The organism is Stenotrophomonas sp. 220_Sma (assembly GCF_056487375.1).
In genome coordinates this window covers 3,794,392-3,809,773 of sequence record NZ_CM151348.1, presented here as the reverse complement: position 1 = coordinate 3,809,773, position 15,382 = coordinate 3,794,392, and the positions used below count along the sequence as shown (strand labels likewise).

Here is a 15,382-nt window from a genome sequence, read left to right as displayed (position 1 = left end):
CCTATGGTGGCGGTTTCCCCGGATGGAGCCTGGCGCAATGAGCGACCCGCAGTGGCAACTGGAAACCCTGGCCGTGCACGGCGGCTACCGTCCCGACCCGACCACCCGCGCGGTGGCGGTGCCGATCTACCAGACGGTGGCGTATGCCTTCGATGACACCCAGCATGGCGCCGATCTGTTCGACCTGAAGGTGCCCGGCAACATCTACACCCGCATCATGAACCCCACCACCGACGTACTGGAGCAGCGCCTGGCCGCACTGGAAGGCGGCATCGGTGCGCTGGCGCTGGCCTCGGGGCAGGCGGCCATCACCTATGCCATCCAGACCATCGCCGAGGCCGGTGACAACATCGTTGCCTCCAGTGCGCTGTATGGCGGCAGCCTCAACCTGCTGGCGCACACCCTGCCGCAGTACGGCATCCAGGCGCGCTTCGCCGACCCGGCCGATCCGTCCGCCTTCGCCGCGCTGATCGACGAACGCACCAAGGCGGTGTTCGTCGAATCGATCGGCAACCCGCGTGGCAACGTCACCGACATCGCGGCGATTGCCGAGCTCGCGCATGCCGCCGGCGTGCCGCTGATCGTCGACAACACCGTGGCCACCCCGTTCCTGTTGCGCCCGTTCGAGCACGGCGCCGACATCGTGGTGCATTCGCTGACCAAGTACCTCGGCGGCCACGGCAACAGCTTGGGCGGCGCGATCGTCGATTCCGGCCGCTTCGACTGGGCTGCACAACCCCAGCGCTTCGCACGGCTCAACCAGCCCGACCCCAGCTACCACGGCGTGGTCTATACCGAAGCGCTGGGGCCGGCGGCCTACATCGGCCGCGCGCGGGTGGTGCCGCTGCGCAATACCGGCGCGGCGCTGTCACCGTTCAACGCGTTCCTGATCCTGCAGGGCATTGAAACCCTGGCGCTGCGCATGGAGCGCATCAACGCCAACGCGCTGGCTGTCGCGCAGTTTCTGAAGTCACACGCAAAGGTGGCCTGGGTGCGCTACGCCGGGCTGGCCGACGACCCCGAGCATGCCGCCGCGCAACGTTACCTGGGTGGGCACGGCTCGGGCGTACTGACCTTCGGCCTGCCGGGCGGCCGTGAAGCCGGCGCACGTTTCCTCGATGCGCTGAAGCTGTTCACCCGCCTGGTCAACCTGGGTGATGCGAAGTCGCTGGCCACCCATCCCGCCTCGACCACCCACCGCCAGCTGGATGCCGCCGAACTGGCCAAGGCCGGTGTCAGCGAAGACACCGTGCGGCTGTCGATCGGCATCGAGCACATCGGCGACCTGCGTGCCGACCTGGAGCAGGCCCTGGCAGGCGCCTGATAGCCGCACGCTTGGTCGTCATCGCCACAGGCGATCACCACCGGCACCGCGATGCGCTACGGTGGAACTGCCTCTCCAAGGCATGGCAACGTGGCGATCCAGATCCCCGGTCGATGCGGGTCGACCGGGGATTTTTTTGTTTCCGGGGTCAGATGCACCGCCGTGTCGACCAAGGTCGACACCTACCAACAGCCGCAGGAAATTGTCGAAGGCGGGGTGGGTCCGGTTGCGGGGGCGTGAGCCGCAAGGATGCGGCGACCGAGCTTACATGGACGTACTTGCAGCGCCCCCCGCAACCGGACCCACCCCGCCATTCCACGGAGAGTCAGCTTTTGCTTTTGCCGTTGCAGTTGAAGTTGAAGTTGAAGTTGAAGTTGATTCAGCAGGTGCAGGGCTGCAAGCCCTGCCGCACCCACACTCCTCACACCACCGGAATACTGTGCTGTCCCAGCCCGCGATACGGCGGCGTGGCCATCACCATCTCGGCCAGCGAATAGGCCAGCTCGCGCTCGGCCATCACCGTGCCATCCGCACCGTGCTCCAACAGATGCTTCACCTCTGCATCGCTGTGTGCTCGCGCCAGCAGGGTCAGCTCCGGATTGATCGCACGCAGCTTGGCCAGCGCCTCACCGGCTTCCAGCGGCTGAGGAATCGCCAGCACCGCAATCTTCGCGCGTTCCGGATGCGCTTCGGCCAGCACGCGGTCGGCAGCAGCACTACCACGGATCGCCGCCAGGCCCTTGGCGTGCGCCTGTTCGACGTGCTCCTTGTTGTCATCGATCACCAGCACCGGCACGCCACGGTCGCGCAGCACCTGCGCCAGCTCGCTGCCGACCCGGCCGTAACCAATGACGATGGCATGGTCATGCAGGTCACGCGAGGGACCGGTGGCCTCTTCCGGCTCGGCGGCCTGGGGCGACTGCTCCTGCTTGGCCTGCCAACGGTCAAGCAGCCCGAACACCAGCGGGTTGAGCATGATCGACACCAGCGCACCGGCCAGCACCAGCGACTGGCCTTCCTTCGGCAGGATCTGCAGCGCGACGCCGAGGCCGGCGATGATGAAGGCGAACTCGCCGATCTGCGCCAGGCTGGCCGAGATGGTCAGCGCAGTGCTGGTCGGGTGCCCGAACGCGCGCACGATGAAGAACGCGGCGGCCGACTTGCCGAACATGATGATCAGCACCGTGGCCAGCACCTGCCAAGGGTGCTGGACGAGGATGTTGGGGTCGAACAGCATGCCGACCGAGACGAAGAACAGCACCGCGAACGCATCGCGCAGCGGCAGAGAATCATGTGCGGCCTTGTGGCTCAGCTCCGATTCGTTGAGCAGCATGCCGGCGAAGAACGCGCCCAGCGCGAACGAGACGCCGAACAGCATCGCCGAGCCGAACGCCACGCCCAGCGCGATCGCCAGCACCGACAGGGTGAACAGTTCGCGCGAACCGGTGCCGGCGATGCGTTCGAGGATCCACGGGATGACCCGGCGCCCGACCACCAGCATCACCGCCACGAACAGGCCCAGCTGCACGAAGGTCCAGCCGATGTCGGCCAGCACGCTGCCCAGCGAGTGCGATTCCTTGGCCGCATCGGGGCCGAACACACCGGCCATCACCGGCATCATCACCAGCGCCAGCACACAGGCCAGGTCTTCCACGATCAGCCAGCCGACCGCGATCTTGCCGCGCATGGTTTCCAGCAGGCGGCGCTCCTCCATCGCCCGCAACAGCACCACGGTACTGGCGGTGGCCAGCGAGAAACCGAAGATGACGCCATGCAGGGCTGGCCAGCCCATCAAAGAGGCCACGCCCCAGCCGAGCAGGGTAGCGACCGCGATCTGGCCGATGGCACCGGGGATGGCGATGGCCTTGACCGCCATCAGGTCCTTCAGCGAGAAGTGCAGGCCGACGCCGAACATCAGCAGCATCACGCCCAGCTCGGCCAGCTGGTTGGCCAGCGCCTGGTCGGCGACGAAGCCGGGGGTGAACGGGCCTACGCAGATGCCAGCAACCAGGTAACCGACCAAGGGAGACAAGCGGAGCTTGTTGGCCAGCGCGCCGAAGATGAAGGCGAGCCCGAGGCCAACGGCAACGATGTTGATCAGGTCGGTGTCATGGTGCATCGGCACTCGCAGAAAAACGGGGGTATCCCGATTTTCACCGATGACGCCAGATACGGCAAACCTTAAATGCGAATGGGGTCAGATCCCTCTCCCGCAGGAAAAAGGATCTGACCCCACCAGGGAGTTGCCGGCCAGCGGCCGGCACTACCAGAGAGGCGCCCGCCAGCGCTTACCAGGTGTACTTGACCCGGCCGTATACGTACGCGCCGTTGAAGCCGAACGGCGAGTAGTTGCTGTACGGCAGCATGCCGAAGGTGGAGTTCTGCAGGTCTTCGGTGCGGTCCGGGTACTTGTCCAGCAGGTTGTCGGCGCCCACGGTCAGGGTCCAGTTGCTGCTCGGCTTGTAGCTGGCCGAGGCATCCACCACCCAGGCGTCGCCGTAGGTCTGGTCGCGCAGTGCGGTGGCCGAGTTGCGCACGGTGAATTTGCCGTAGCGGGTCGCGGCCAGGCCCAGTTCCCAGTGGTCCGAACGCCAGGTGCCGCTCAGGATCGCCTTGTCGCGCGGATAGCTGTCCTCGATGCGGCCGATCTCATCGCGGCCGATCAGCGACTGGGTCAGGCCCAGCGTGCCGAACACCGCCGGGGTGCCGCCAACGCGGCGCACTTCGGTGTCGTTGTAGCTGTACGCGGCGGTCAGTTCCAGACTGCTGGCGCTGAAGGGCACGGTGTAGCTGGACACGAAGTCGACGCCACGGGTGCGCGTATCCAGGCCGTTGGTGAAGTACGAGAACGCGGTCACCTGCGGCAGGCCGAGGGTGCCCAGCAGTGCGCTGGTGGCGGCGTTGGTGGTGATGCTGGACGACAATGCGATGCGGTCATCGATGTCGATCTGGTAGGCGTCGACGGTGATGTACAGGCGGTCGACCGGCTGCAGCACCAGGCCCAGGCTGTAGGAGGTGGAGGTCTCGGCTTTCAGCGGCGAGGCGCCCAGTGCCTGCGCAGCCGGGCTGGTGGTGGGGAAGGTGCCGCGCTCGACGAACACGCCGTTGAGGAACTGGCTGGTGACCGCCTGGTAGCCCTGCTGCGCCAGCGACGGTGCACGGAATCCGCTGGACGCGGTGGCCCGCAGCGCAACCTTGTCGGTGAACGCGTAGCGCGCCGACAGCTTGCCGGAGAAGCGGTCGCCGAAGTCCGAGTAATCCTCGTAGCGGCCGGTGATGCCGGCCGAGAACTTCTCGGTCAGGTCCGCTTCCAGGCCTGCATAGACCGCGTAGTTGTGGCGGTCGGCATGCACTTCATTGGTGGGGGTGAAGCCACCGAAGCCCTGCGCGCCACTGCCGGTGTACGAGTTCAGCTCGCCCGGCTTCTGGTCCCACTTCTCCTTGCGGTATTCACCACCGAAGGACAGCGTGACCGGGTAGGCCAGGCCCCAGTCCAGCGACTTGGTCAGGTCGGCGTTGAAGATGTCCTGCTGGTACTTCAGCGTGCCGTCGTAGAACGAGCGCGGGCTGGTTGCGCCGAGGCTGTAGTTGATGCTGTTGCGGGTGTGGAAGTCGAGGGTGTTCTCGCCGTGGTTCAGGCTCAGGTCCCAGGTCCAGCCGTTATCGGTGTTGCCCTTGACCCCGGCCACCAGCGAGCGGTCCTTGGAGTACTGGTTGATCTCCGGCACGAAGCCGTCCGGGTAGGTCTGCGCCAGCAGCGCGCTCTGCCCGCTGTGGTTGCGCGAGCGGTAGAACGCGAACGAGGTGATGTCGCGGTTGCTGAGCAGCGCGCTGGCGTAGCCGGTCACGCGGTCACTGAAATCGAAACTGGCGTTGACCGAAGCCGCAGTCGCATCCACGCGCGGGTCGCCGACGATGAAGGTCTTCTGGCCGATGCTCGGGAAGTTGCCGGTGTTCGGGGTGGTGCCGCGGTACGGGCCGGCGCGGTTGCTTTCGTCCTGCTGGCTGATCTGGCCGGCCACGTGCACGCGGCCACGGCCGTTGCCGAACTCGACGCCGGTATCGCCGGAGAGCTGGTACTTGTTGCCGTCACCAGCGGAGTACTGGCCGTAGTCCACCGCCAGGCTGCCGCCACTGCCGCTGCCCTTGAGCACGATGTTGATGACGCCGGCGATGGCGTCCGAGCCGTACTGCGCCGACGCACCGTCACGCAGCACTTCCACGCGCTCGATGGCGGCGATCGGGATCGCATTGATGTCCACCGCCGATGAACCACGGCCGATGCTGCCGTTGACGTTGATCATCGCCGAGGTGTGGCGGCGCTTGCCGTCGACCAGCACCAGCACCTGGTCCGGTGACAGGCCGCGCAGCTGCGCCGGGCGCACGCCGCTGGTGCCATCGGTCAGGGCAGGGCGCGGGAAGTTCAGCGAGGGCAGGGCGCGCGACAGCGCGGTGGCCAGCTCGCTGGTGCCGGTGGACTGCAGGGCTTCGGGGGTGATGATGTCGATCGGCGACTGCGATTCGGCCACCGTGCGGTCGGCCACGCGGGTGCCGGTGACGATCACCGTGTCCAGGGTGTTGGCGGCGGTGCCGGCCTGCTGGGCAGCGGCAACGAACGGAGAGCCACCGAGTGCGACAGCGACGGCGGCGGCGATCAGGCTGGTCTTGCGGGTCATCGGGACGGAGCTCCGGTTGGCGGGGGCGGCACCGGAATCGACATCACGGGGGTGAGGCGGACGGCGGTTGTTGCGGTGCGCAAAGCAGGAATTAACGGGATATTCAGTGCGTGTCAAATGCCGGTCATCGGAAAAAACGTTGCAGCAGCAACCATTTAGCCCGGATCGGCACTGGCGGGGGAGGGAGCCCGGGACGCGCGCGGCAAGGACGTGGGAGAGAGGAACGCCGGCCGCCGCGCATCCCGGGACGCGTCAAGTATTCGTTAACGCTAGAATTGCGTCGCAGGAACAGTGCTCACCAGCACATTCCATCTGGTTATATGGACGCCTCCCCCGATGATTTCCCTTCGTAATTTCGCCTTGCGCCGCGGCGAGCGGCTGCTGTTGTCCAATGTCGACCTGACCCTGCACGCCGGTTACCGGGTGGGTGTGGTCGGCCGCAACGGTGCTGGCAAGTCCAGCCTGTTCGCGGCGGTGAAGGGCGAGCTGGAGGCGGACAAGGGCGATGTCGATCTGCCCGGCAAGGTGCGCATCGCCAGCGTCGCCCAGGAAACCCCGTCGCTGCCGGACCCGGCGCTGAGCTTCGTGCTGGGCGGTGATACCGAAGTGGCCGCCGTGCTGGCCGCCGAGGCCGAGGCGACCGCCCGCGAAGACTGGGAAGCGGTGGCCGAGGCGCACACGAAGATGGCCGAGCTCAATGCCTACGACGCCGAAGCGCGCGCCGGCAAGCTGCTGCACGGCCTCGGTTTCCCGGCAGAGACCCACCACCGCGCGGTGTCCTCGTTCTCCGGCGGCTGGCGCGTGCGCCTGAACCTGGCCCGCGCGCTGATGATGCCAAGCGACCTGCTGCTGCTGGACGAACCGACCAACCACCTGGATCTGGACGCGGTGTACTGGCTGGAGCAGTGGCTGCTGAAGTATCCGGGCACCCTGCTGCTGATCTCGCATGACCGCGAGTTCCTCGACAACGTGGCCACCCACACCCTGCACCTGCACGGTGGCGGCGCCAAGCTCTACCCGGGCGGCTACACCGACTTCGAGCGCCAGCGCGCCGAACAGCTGCGCCAGCAGCAGATCGCGCACGAGAAGGAACAGGCCGAGCGTGCCCACCTGCAGAGCTTCATCGACCGCTTCAAGGCGCAGGCCAGCAAGGCCGCGCAGGCGCAGAGCCGCATGAAGCGCCTGGCCAAGCTGGCCGGCACCGAAGCGGTGCGTGCCGAGCGCGAGTTCCGCATCGAGTTCGCGCCGCCGGCCAAGCTGCCGTTCTCGCTGATCCGCCTGAACCACGTCGAGGCCGGCTACGGCAAGGACGCGGTGATCCTGCACAACGTCGGCTTCGGCCTGGAAGCGGGCCAGCGCATCGGCCTGCTCGGTCCCAACGGTGCCGGTAAGACCACCCTGGTGAAGACCCTGGTGGGCGAGCTGGCGCCGATCGTCGGCGAGCGCATGGCGCACCCGGACCTGAAGATCGGCTACTTCGCCCAGCACACGGTGGAGTCGCTGCACGAAGGCCAGTCGCCGATGGAGCATTTCCGCGAGATCGCCCCGGACGCACCGAACCAGTCGTTCCGCGATTTCCTCGGCAAGTGGAACTTCCCGGGCGACCGCGCGTTCGAGCCGGTGGATGGTTTCTCCGGCGGCGAGCGCGCGCGCCTGGCGCTGGCGCTGATCGCCTGGCAGCAGCCGAATGTGCTGCTGCTGGACGAACCGACCAACCACCTTGACCTGGAAATGCGCGAAGCGCTGGCTGAGGCACTGGCCACCTTCGAAGGCGCGATCGTGATGGTCTCGCATGACCGCCATCTGATCGGCCTGGTCTGCGATACCTACTGGCGCGTGGCCGATGGCGTGGTCGAGCCGTTCGACGGCGACCTCGACGCCTACGCGGCCTGGCTGCGCACCCGTCCGCAGGCGCAGGGCACCAAGGCGCGCATGGAACAGGTGGAAGAGCCGGTGGTGGTCAAGACCGCGCCGGTGGCTCAGGTGGTACAGAAGAAGCCGGTGAACCCGCACAAGCTGGCCGCCGCCGAAGCCAAGGTGGCCGAACTGGAAAGCGCCCTGGCCGAGCTGGACCGCCAGCTGGCCGACCCGGCCAACTACGCCGATGCCACCCGCATGGCGGTGATCGGCCGTGACCGCGAAACCGCTGCCGCCCAGCTGGAAAAAGCTGAGGCAGCGTGGATGGAACTGCTGGAGTCCTGACCACGCAAAAAAAGGGGACGGAGGGGATTAAGTCGTTAGTGACACAAACGACTTAATCCCCTCCGTCCCCTTTTTTCATCCCTGCGCCTGCAGCCATTCGCGGAACCGCTTCGCCGGCTCACGCTCGGCACGCGAGCGCAGTCGCGTGAGCCAGTAGCGCCCCAGCTCCAGCGTGGTGCTGAATGGCTGCAGCAGGCGACCCTCGGCCAGCTCCTGCTCGAACATGCGCAGCGGCAGCAGCGCCACGCCGGCACCGCCGACCGCGGCCATCGCCACCGTCAACGACGAATCGAACACCGGCCCGCGGGCTTCCACGCCACTCACTCCTGCCGCCTGCAGCCAGCGCGGCCATTCGTCGCTGCGGTAGGAGCGCAGCAGGGGCAGGGTGCCCAGGTCGCGTGGCTGTTTGAGCCGCCGCGCCAATGCTGGTGCGCACAGCGGTGCAAACGGCGCGTCGAGGATCGCTGTGCAGGCCTGGCCCTGCCAGTCGCCATCACCGAAGCGGATCGCCAGGTCCAGGCCCTCGCCGGCCAGATCGATGCGGTTGTTGTGGGTCTGCAGTCGCAGCTCGATGTCCGGGTGCGCGGCCTCGAACGCAGCCAGCCGTGGCAGCAGCCAACCGGTGGCGAAGGTGCCGACCACGCCCAGAGTCAGTACTTCACGGGCCGGGCCACCGGTGTAGCGCGCGATGCTGGCCGAGATGCGCTCGAACGATTCGTTGAGCACCGGATACAGCGCCGCGCCCTCCTCGGTGAGCGCCACGCCGCGCGGCAGGCGATGGAACAGGCGGATGCCGAGCCGGTCCTCCAGCCCGCGGATCTGGTGGCTCAGCGCGGCCTGGCTGACGCACAGCTCCAGCGCGGCACGGGTGAAGTTCTGGTGGCGTGCGGCCGCCTCGAAGGCACGCAGCGCGTTCAGCGGCAGGGTAGGGTGCAGCATCAGAGTAGTCGTGAGCCAGGGTGATGGCTGATCCTACCTTCCCAGTAGCCAGTTCAGAAGAATTAAAGGGTTGATTGCGACAGGCATTAATCCAGCTAATGCCTTCCGCTGATTTTTCGCGCTGGTCGCCTGCGTGCGAGGCTTCAATAATCGGGCGGTCCCCAGGAGAACCCCGCATGCTCGCCCGTCGCCGATTCCTGCAGTTCAGTGGTGCCGCCGTTGCTTCCTCGCTTGCCCTGCCGTTGCTGGCCCGTGCGGCGGGCAAGACCGCCGCCAGTGCACCGACCGATGCCGCCCTCACCGCCGCCACCGACTTCGCCGCACTGGAAAAGGCCTGTGCCGGCCGCCTCGGCGTGACCCTGTTGGACACTGCGAGCGGTCGCCGCATCGGTCATCGCCAGGACGAGCGTTTCCCGATGTGCAGCACGTTCAAGAGCGTGCTGGCCGCCACCGTGCTCAGCCAGGCCGAGCGCAGGCCCGCGTTGCTGGACACGCGCGTGCCGGTGCGCGATGCCGACCTGCTCTCGCACGCGCCGGTCACCCGCCGCCACGCCGGCAAGGACATGACCGTGCGCGATCTGTGCCGTGCCACGATCATCACCAGCGACAACACTGCAGCCAACCTGCTGTTCGGCGTGGTCGGTGGCCCGCCCGCGGTGACCGCATTCCTGCGCGCGAGCGGTGATGCGGTGAGCCGCAGTGATCGCCTGGAGCCGGAGCTGAACAGCTTTGCCAAGGGCGATCCGCGCGACACCACCACGCCGGCGGCGATGGCTGCGACCCTGCAGCGCGTGGTGCTGGGCGAGGTGCTGCAGCCGGCGTCGCGGCAGCAGCTGGCCGATTGGCTGATCGACAACGAAACCGGCGACGCCTGCCTGCGCGCGGGCCTGGGCAAGCGCTGGCGCGTCGGTGACAAGACCGGCAGCAACGGCGAGGACGCGCGCAACGACATCGCCGTGTTGTGGCCGCTGGCCGGCGGCACGCCCTGGGTGCTGACCGCCTACCTGCAGGCGGGTGCGATCAGCAACGAACAGCGTGCCACGGTGCTGGCGCAGGTAGGCCGCATCGCCGATCGGCTGATCGGTTGAGGTAACCGGGGTCATTCAGAAGTGGCTTGCCGGATCGGTTCGGCGCGCGCATCCTGCGCGCGTTCGAATCACACGGAAGTCCCCCATGAGCCATGAACTGATCTACCTGCTGCTGATCTTTGCGCTGCTGGTGATCCCGCGCGCGCTGCAGCGTTTCAGCCTGCCCGCGCCGCTGACCTGCCTGCTGTTCGGCATCATCGGCATGCTCTGGCTGGGCGACCAGGCGCACGACGCGGTGATCGGTCTGTTGGCCACACTGGGCATTTCCTCGCTGTTCCTGTTCGCCGGCCTGGAAGTGGATCTGCAGGCGCTGCGCCGTGGCATGTGGCCGCTGCTGGCGCATCTGGTGATCCGTACCGGCACGCTGTTCGGTGTGGGCTGGCTGGCCTGGCGCTACGCGGGGCTGCCGTGGCAGGCCGCCGGCCTGCTGGCGCTGGCGCTGCTGACGCCGTCCACCGGCTTCATCATGGATTCGCTGTCGCGGCTGGGCCTGAGCGAGGACGAGCGGTTCTGGGTGACCAGCAAGGCCATTGCCGGTGAACTTCTGGCGCTGGCGGCGTTGTTCATCGTGCTGCAGGCCGGTGATCCGGGGCACATGGCGCTGTCCAGCCTGGCCCTGCTGGCGATGATGGTCGGCCTGCCGCTGCTGTTCATCGCGCTGGGCCGCTGGGTGGCGCCGCACGCGCCGGGTTCGGAGTTCTCGCTGCTGGTGATGGTCGGCATGGTCGCGGCGTACATCACCTATCTGCTGGGTGTGTATTACCTGGTCGGTGCCTTCATCGCCGGCCTGGTCGCGCGCCTGCTGCACCAGCGCATGCCGCTGCTGGCCTCGCACGAGAACCTGCATGCGCTGCGCCTGTTCGCCTCGTTCTTCGTGCCGTTCTACTTCTTCAACGCCGGCACCAAGGTGCCCAGCGAAGCACTCAGTTTCGAGGCGCTGGGGCTGGGCATCGTGATCACCCTGGTGGTGCTGCCGCTGCGCATCGGCGTGGTCTGGCTGCAGCGCCGGGTGATGTTCGGCGAGAGCTTCCGCAGCAGCCTGAGGGTCTCGCTGGCGCTGGCCCCGACCCTCATCTTCACCCTGGTGCTGGCGGCGATCATGCGCGAGCGCTTCCAGATTCCGGCGGTGCTGTTCGGCGCGCTGCTGCTGTATGCCGCACTGACCACGCTGTTGCCGTCGCTGGTGTTCCGCACGCCGTTCGATGTCGATCCGGTTGAACAGGAACCTGCGGGTGAAGGCGAAGCCGCGCCGGTGGCGGCCACCGAAACCCTGCCAGCGGCATCTGCAGTCGATCGCTGAGCGGATGCTGCGCGTGCGGTTTGCGCACTTCGGCCATGGCCGTTAGGGTTGGGGCATGAAACTGCCTGCCGTTGTCACCGCTTCCGCCCTCCTGCTCAGCCTTGCTGCGTGTTCGCAGCGCTCCGATACGGTCGCCCATGATCTGGCGACCGCACCGGCCGACGCCTTCATGGCTGCCGTGGCCGCGCATTGCGGCCAGGCCTATGCCGGCAAGGTGGTGGAGGACACGCCGGCACCGACCGGCAAGGATCCGTTCGCCGGGCAGCGCCTGGTCATGCACGTGCGCGGCTGTGCCGATCCGGCGCACGAGCTGCGCATCCCGTTCCATGTCGGCGATGACCACTCGCGGACCTGGGTGCTGACCCGCACGGAAACCGGCCTGCGCCTGAAGCACGATCATCGCCACGAAGACGGCAGCCCTGACGCGATCACCCTCTACGGTGGCGACAGCACGCCGCCGGGCACCGCCGAGCGCCAGCAGTTCCCCGCCGACGCCGATTCGGTGGCGATGTTCCGCCGCGCCGACATGCTGGCCTCGACGCACAACACCTGGGCGATGGAGATTGATCCCGACCAGACCTTTGTCTACGAGCTGACCCGCCCGGAGGGCCGCCGCTTCCGCGTGCAGTTCGACCTGAGCAAGCCGGTTGCCCTGCCGCCTGCACCGTGGGGCGACGATAAAGCGTCCGCCCCGTGATCCCACGGTCGGATCCCTCCTGCGGAGGGCCTCGACCCCAGAAAGGCCCTCAGTAGATCCACGCCATGCGTGGATGCGGGATACCGGACCGGGGCCAGAGCCCTGGCCGTCGGCCAGGGCTCCGACCGTGTACTTACCGCGTACCGAAACGCGCGCGGCAGCCGTTGCTCACCCACACCTGGCCACGTGAGTAGCCCCAGCTGCGGCCTTCCTGGCAGGCACTGCCGGACAGCTGCTGCTGCAGCACCGGGCGGCCCTGACGCTCATCCCAGTCGCAGGTCTGCGAGCGGTTGTTGTTGCTGCTGCAGGTAACCGAGTAATTGCTGTTGCCGCCCCCCCAGCCACCGCCACCACCGCCCCAGCCGCGGGCTTCGGCGAATTCGGCACGGCAGCCGCCACTGACCCAGACCGCGCCGTTGCGCACGCCCCAGGTACGCCCTTCGTTGCAGGGGCTGCCGGACAGCTGGCGGACCAGGCGGGCATTGCGCCAGCCGACCGGGCAGCTGCGCTCGCGGTTGTTCTGGCTCTCGCAGCGGATGGTCTCGCCGGGCCGGCCGTTGTTGCCGCCCCAGCCACCGCCATTGCCGCCGCCCCAGCCACCGCGGGCCTCGACGAATTCGGCGCGGCAACCGTTGGTGACCCAGATGCTGCCGTTACGGCTGCCCCAGGTGCGTCCTTCATCGCAGTCCGAGCCGGACAGCTGGCGCACCAGCTGCGCATTGCGCCAGCCGGTGTTGCAGACCCGTTCGCGGTTGTTCTGGCTTTCGCAGCGGACCACGCCGCTCTGCGCATGCGCGGAAGGGGCGGGCAGGGCAAGGGTGCCCGCGGCACCCAGGCTGAGGGTTACGGCCAGGCTGGCCAGGGACAGCGGTTTCATGGCGGCATCCCATACGGTGGCAGGTGCCCGACTATAGGGAGGGGGGCGATCAAGCCGGTGTGACTGGCCGGATTTGCCCCGGCCGGGGCCTCGGCCGCAGAATACGAGGCTTTCCGGCCCCCATCCGGTGCCGGCGTTCTCCAGCGGAGCTTCCCCCATGCGTACCCACTTCTGCGGCCTGGTCGATGAGACCCTGATTGGCCAGACTGTCACCCTCGCCGGCTGGACCGACGTGGCCCGTAACCAGGGCGGCGTCTGCTTCATCGATCTTCGAGATCATGAAGGCATCGTGCAGGTGACCGTGGAAGTCGACAACGCCGACGTGTTCGCCGTGGCCGCGTCGCTGGGCTACGAGGACGTGCTGCAGGTGGAAGGCGTGGTGCGTGCCCGCCACGCGGTGAACGACAAGATGCGCACCGGCAAGGTGGAAGTGATCGCCACCGCCATCACCGTGCTGAACAAGGCCGCGCCGCTGCCGTTCCACGCCCACGAGAATCCGGGCGAGGAAACCCGCCTGAAGTACCGCTACCTGGACCTGCGCCGCCCGGAAATGCAGCGCATGCAGCGCACCCGCATCAAGCTGGTGCAGGCCCTGCGCCGCCATCTGGACGAAAAGGGCTTCCAGGACATCGAGACCCCGATCCTGACCAAGGCCACCCCGGAAGGCGCGCGTGACTTCCTGGTGCCGGCGCGCATGCACCCGGGCGAGTTCTACGCCCTGCCGCAGAGCCCGCAGCTGTTCAAGCAGATCCTGATGGTGGCCGGCTTCGACCGCTACTACCAGATCGCGCGCTGCTTCCGCGACGAGGCCCTGCGTGCCGACCGCCAGCTGGAATTCACCCAGCTGGACATGGAATTCGCCTTCGTCCGCGAGCGCGACGTGCAGGACTTCGTCGAGGACATGATCCGCGCCATCTTCAAGGAAGTGGTCGACGTCCAGCTGGATGCCAGCTTCCCGCGCATGACCTGGGCTGAGGCAATGCGTCGCTACGGCTCGGACAAGCCGGACCTGCGCATCGCGCTGGAGCTGGTCGACGTGGCCGAGCTGGTCAAGGACAGCGAGTTCGCCGTGTTCACCGGCCCGGCCAATGACGCCGAAGGCCGCGTCGCCGCGCTGCGCATCCCGGGCGGTGCAGCGCTCAGCCGCAAGCAGATCGACGAATACGCAGCGCATGCCGCCAAGTACGGCGCCAAGGGCCTGGCCTACATCAAGATCGCCGACAACGGCGAGATCAGCTCGCCGATCCAGAAGTTCTTCAGCGAGGAATCCTTCGCTGCGCTGGTCGCCCACGTCGGCGCCGGTAACGGCGACATCGTGTTCTTCGGCGCCGGTGGCTACAACAAGGTCTCCGACTTCATGGGCGCGCTGCGCCTGAAGGCCGGCAAGGACTTCGGCCTGGTCGCCGACGGCTGGGCACCGCTGTGGGTCACCGACTTCCCGATGTTCGAGTGGGACGAGGAAGAACAGCGCTACGTCGCCCTGCATCACCCCTTCACCGCACCGGCCGTGGACGACATCGCCGACCTGCGCGCCAATGCCCGTACCGCCGTTTCGCGCGGCTACGACATGGTGCTCAATGGCAATGAAATCGGCGGCGGTTCGATCCGTATCCATCGTCCGGACATGCAGAGCGCGGTGTTCGAACTGCTCGGCATCGGCGCCGAGGAAGCCCGCGCCAAGTTCGGCTTCCTGCTCGACGCGCTGAACTACGGCGCGCCGCCGCACGGTGGCATCGCCTTCGGCATCGACCGCATCGCCGCGCTGATGGCCGGCACCGAGTCGATCCGCGACGTCATCCCGTTCCCGAAGACCACCGGTGCACAGGATCTGATGACCGACGCGCCGTCGCCGATCGTCGACGCGCAGCTGGCCGAAGTGCACATCCAGGTTCGCCCCAAGACCAACTGATCAGGAGATCCAGGCAATGACCGAGTTTGCGTTTTCGCTGGAGTGGGAAAAGCTGGGCAATGAAGGCTCCGAGGCCACCCTGGTCACCGAGCGTGCGCGCGTGTTCGGTGGTTGGCTGGTTCGCGTCGGAACCAACCCGGCGGCGATGGCCCTGACCTTCGTCGCCGACGGCGAAGGCCGTTGGGACGGTGAAGACTTCGGCGTCGAGGATTACGAGGACGACGAAGAGGAAGAGTACGACGAGGACGAGGAAGGCGAAGAAGAGGACGAGGACGAAGAGGAGTACGAGGAAGAGGAAGAAGAAGCGGAATCGGAATCGGAATCGCCTGAAAAGGCTTGACCCGCGCTTCGCCCTGACGTCAACTTCCTG

Annotated in this window: 11 protein-coding genes; 7 read left to right on the top strand and 4 right to left on the bottom strand. The window is 67.3% G+C overall.

Features of this window, described 5'->3' with window-relative positions:
* Positions 1–37 precede the first annotated feature (37 nt).
* Positions 38–1,324: an O-acetylhomoserine aminocarboxypropyltransferase/cysteine synthase family protein gene (locus tag ACZLIB_RS17810; protein ID WP_478468283.1), complete on the top strand. Its 1,287-nt coding sequence runs from the start codon at positions 38–40 to the stop codon at positions 1,322–1,324.
* Between the two features lie 421 nt (positions 1,325–1,745).
* Here the strand turns inward: ACZLIB_RS17810 and ybaL are convergent, their stop codons facing one another.
* Both ybaL and ACZLIB_RS17800 read right to left on the bottom strand, forming a co-directional pair.
* A complete protein-coding gene (gene ybaL, locus ACZLIB_RS17805; protein ID WP_182266583.1) occupies positions 1,746–3,443 on the bottom strand; it encodes a YbaL family putative K(+) efflux transporter in 1,698 nt (565 codons plus the stop codon).
* A 169-nt stretch (positions 3,444–3,612) separates the two neighbouring features.
* Complete coding sequence (locus ACZLIB_RS17800; protein ID WP_189719928.1) at positions 3,613–6,000, bottom strand: TonB-dependent receptor plug domain-containing protein; 2,388 nt, start codon at positions 5,998–6,000, stop codon at positions 3,613–3,615.
* A gap of 336 nt (positions 6,001–6,336) precedes the next feature.
* Here ACZLIB_RS17800 and ACZLIB_RS17795 point away from each other — a divergent pair, with 336 nt between their 5' ends.
* The gene (locus tag ACZLIB_RS17795; RefSeq protein WP_032128540.1) at positions 6,337–8,202 is read left to right on the top strand and encodes an ABC-F family ATP-binding cassette domain-containing protein; all 1,866 of its coding nucleotides are present in this window, start codon (positions 6,337–6,339) and stop codon (positions 8,200–8,202) included.
* 75 nt (positions 8,203–8,277) lie between these two features.
* Here the strand turns inward: ACZLIB_RS17795 and ampR are convergent, their stop codons facing one another.
* Positions 8,278–9,141, bottom strand: coding sequence for a LysR family transcriptional regulator AmpR (ampR, locus tag ACZLIB_RS17790; RefSeq protein ID WP_012511908.1), 864 nt, complete (start codon positions 9,139–9,141; stop codon positions 8,278–8,280).
* A gap of 176 nt (positions 9,142–9,317) precedes the next feature.
* Between ampR and blaL2 the strand changes: the two genes are divergently transcribed.
* From blaL2 to ACZLIB_RS17775, 3 genes are all read left to right on the top strand, one after another.
* The gene (blaL2, locus tag ACZLIB_RS17785; protein WP_049400784.1) at positions 9,318–10,229 is read left to right on the top strand and encodes a L2 family extended-spectrum class A beta-lactamase; all 912 of its coding nucleotides are present in this window, start codon (positions 9,318–9,320) and stop codon (positions 10,227–10,229) included.
* An 85-nt stretch (positions 10,230–10,314) separates the two neighbouring features.
* Positions 10,315–11,529 carry a cation:proton antiporter gene (locus ACZLIB_RS17780; RefSeq protein ID WP_032128538.1) on the top strand — a complete coding sequence of 405 codons (1,215 nt, stop codon included), beginning with the start codon at positions 10,315–10,317 and terminating at the stop codon, positions 11,527–11,529.
* Between the two features lie 55 nt (positions 11,530–11,584).
* Positions 11,585–12,226: a hypothetical protein gene (locus tag ACZLIB_RS17775; RefSeq protein WP_478468280.1), complete on the top strand. Its 642-nt coding sequence runs from the start codon at positions 11,585–11,587 to the stop codon at positions 12,224–12,226.
* A 133-nt stretch (positions 12,227–12,359) separates the two neighbouring features.
* On the opposite strand, the gene ACZLIB_RS17770 is transcribed toward ACZLIB_RS17775, so the two are convergent.
* Positions 12,360–13,103 carry a DUF3011 domain-containing protein gene (locus tag ACZLIB_RS17770; protein ID WP_032128536.1) on the bottom strand — a complete coding sequence of 248 codons (744 nt, stop codon included), beginning with the start codon at positions 13,101–13,103 and terminating at the stop codon, positions 12,360–12,362.
* Between the two features lie 157 nt (positions 13,104–13,260).
* Between ACZLIB_RS17770 and aspS the strand changes: the two genes are divergently transcribed.
* Together aspS and ACZLIB_RS17760 are read left to right on the top strand one after the other, a co-directional pair.
* Positions 13,261–15,012, top strand: a complete 1,752-nt coding sequence (aspS, locus tag ACZLIB_RS17765) for an aspartate--tRNA ligase (RefSeq protein WP_032128535.1) — start codon at positions 13,261–13,263, stop codon at positions 15,010–15,012.
* 16 nt (positions 15,013–15,028) lie between these two features.
* Positions 15,029–15,352, top strand: a complete 324-nt coding sequence (locus ACZLIB_RS17760) for a hypothetical protein (protein ID WP_049461392.1) — start codon at positions 15,029–15,031, stop codon at positions 15,350–15,352.
* Positions 15,353–15,382: the final 30 nt, after the last annotated feature.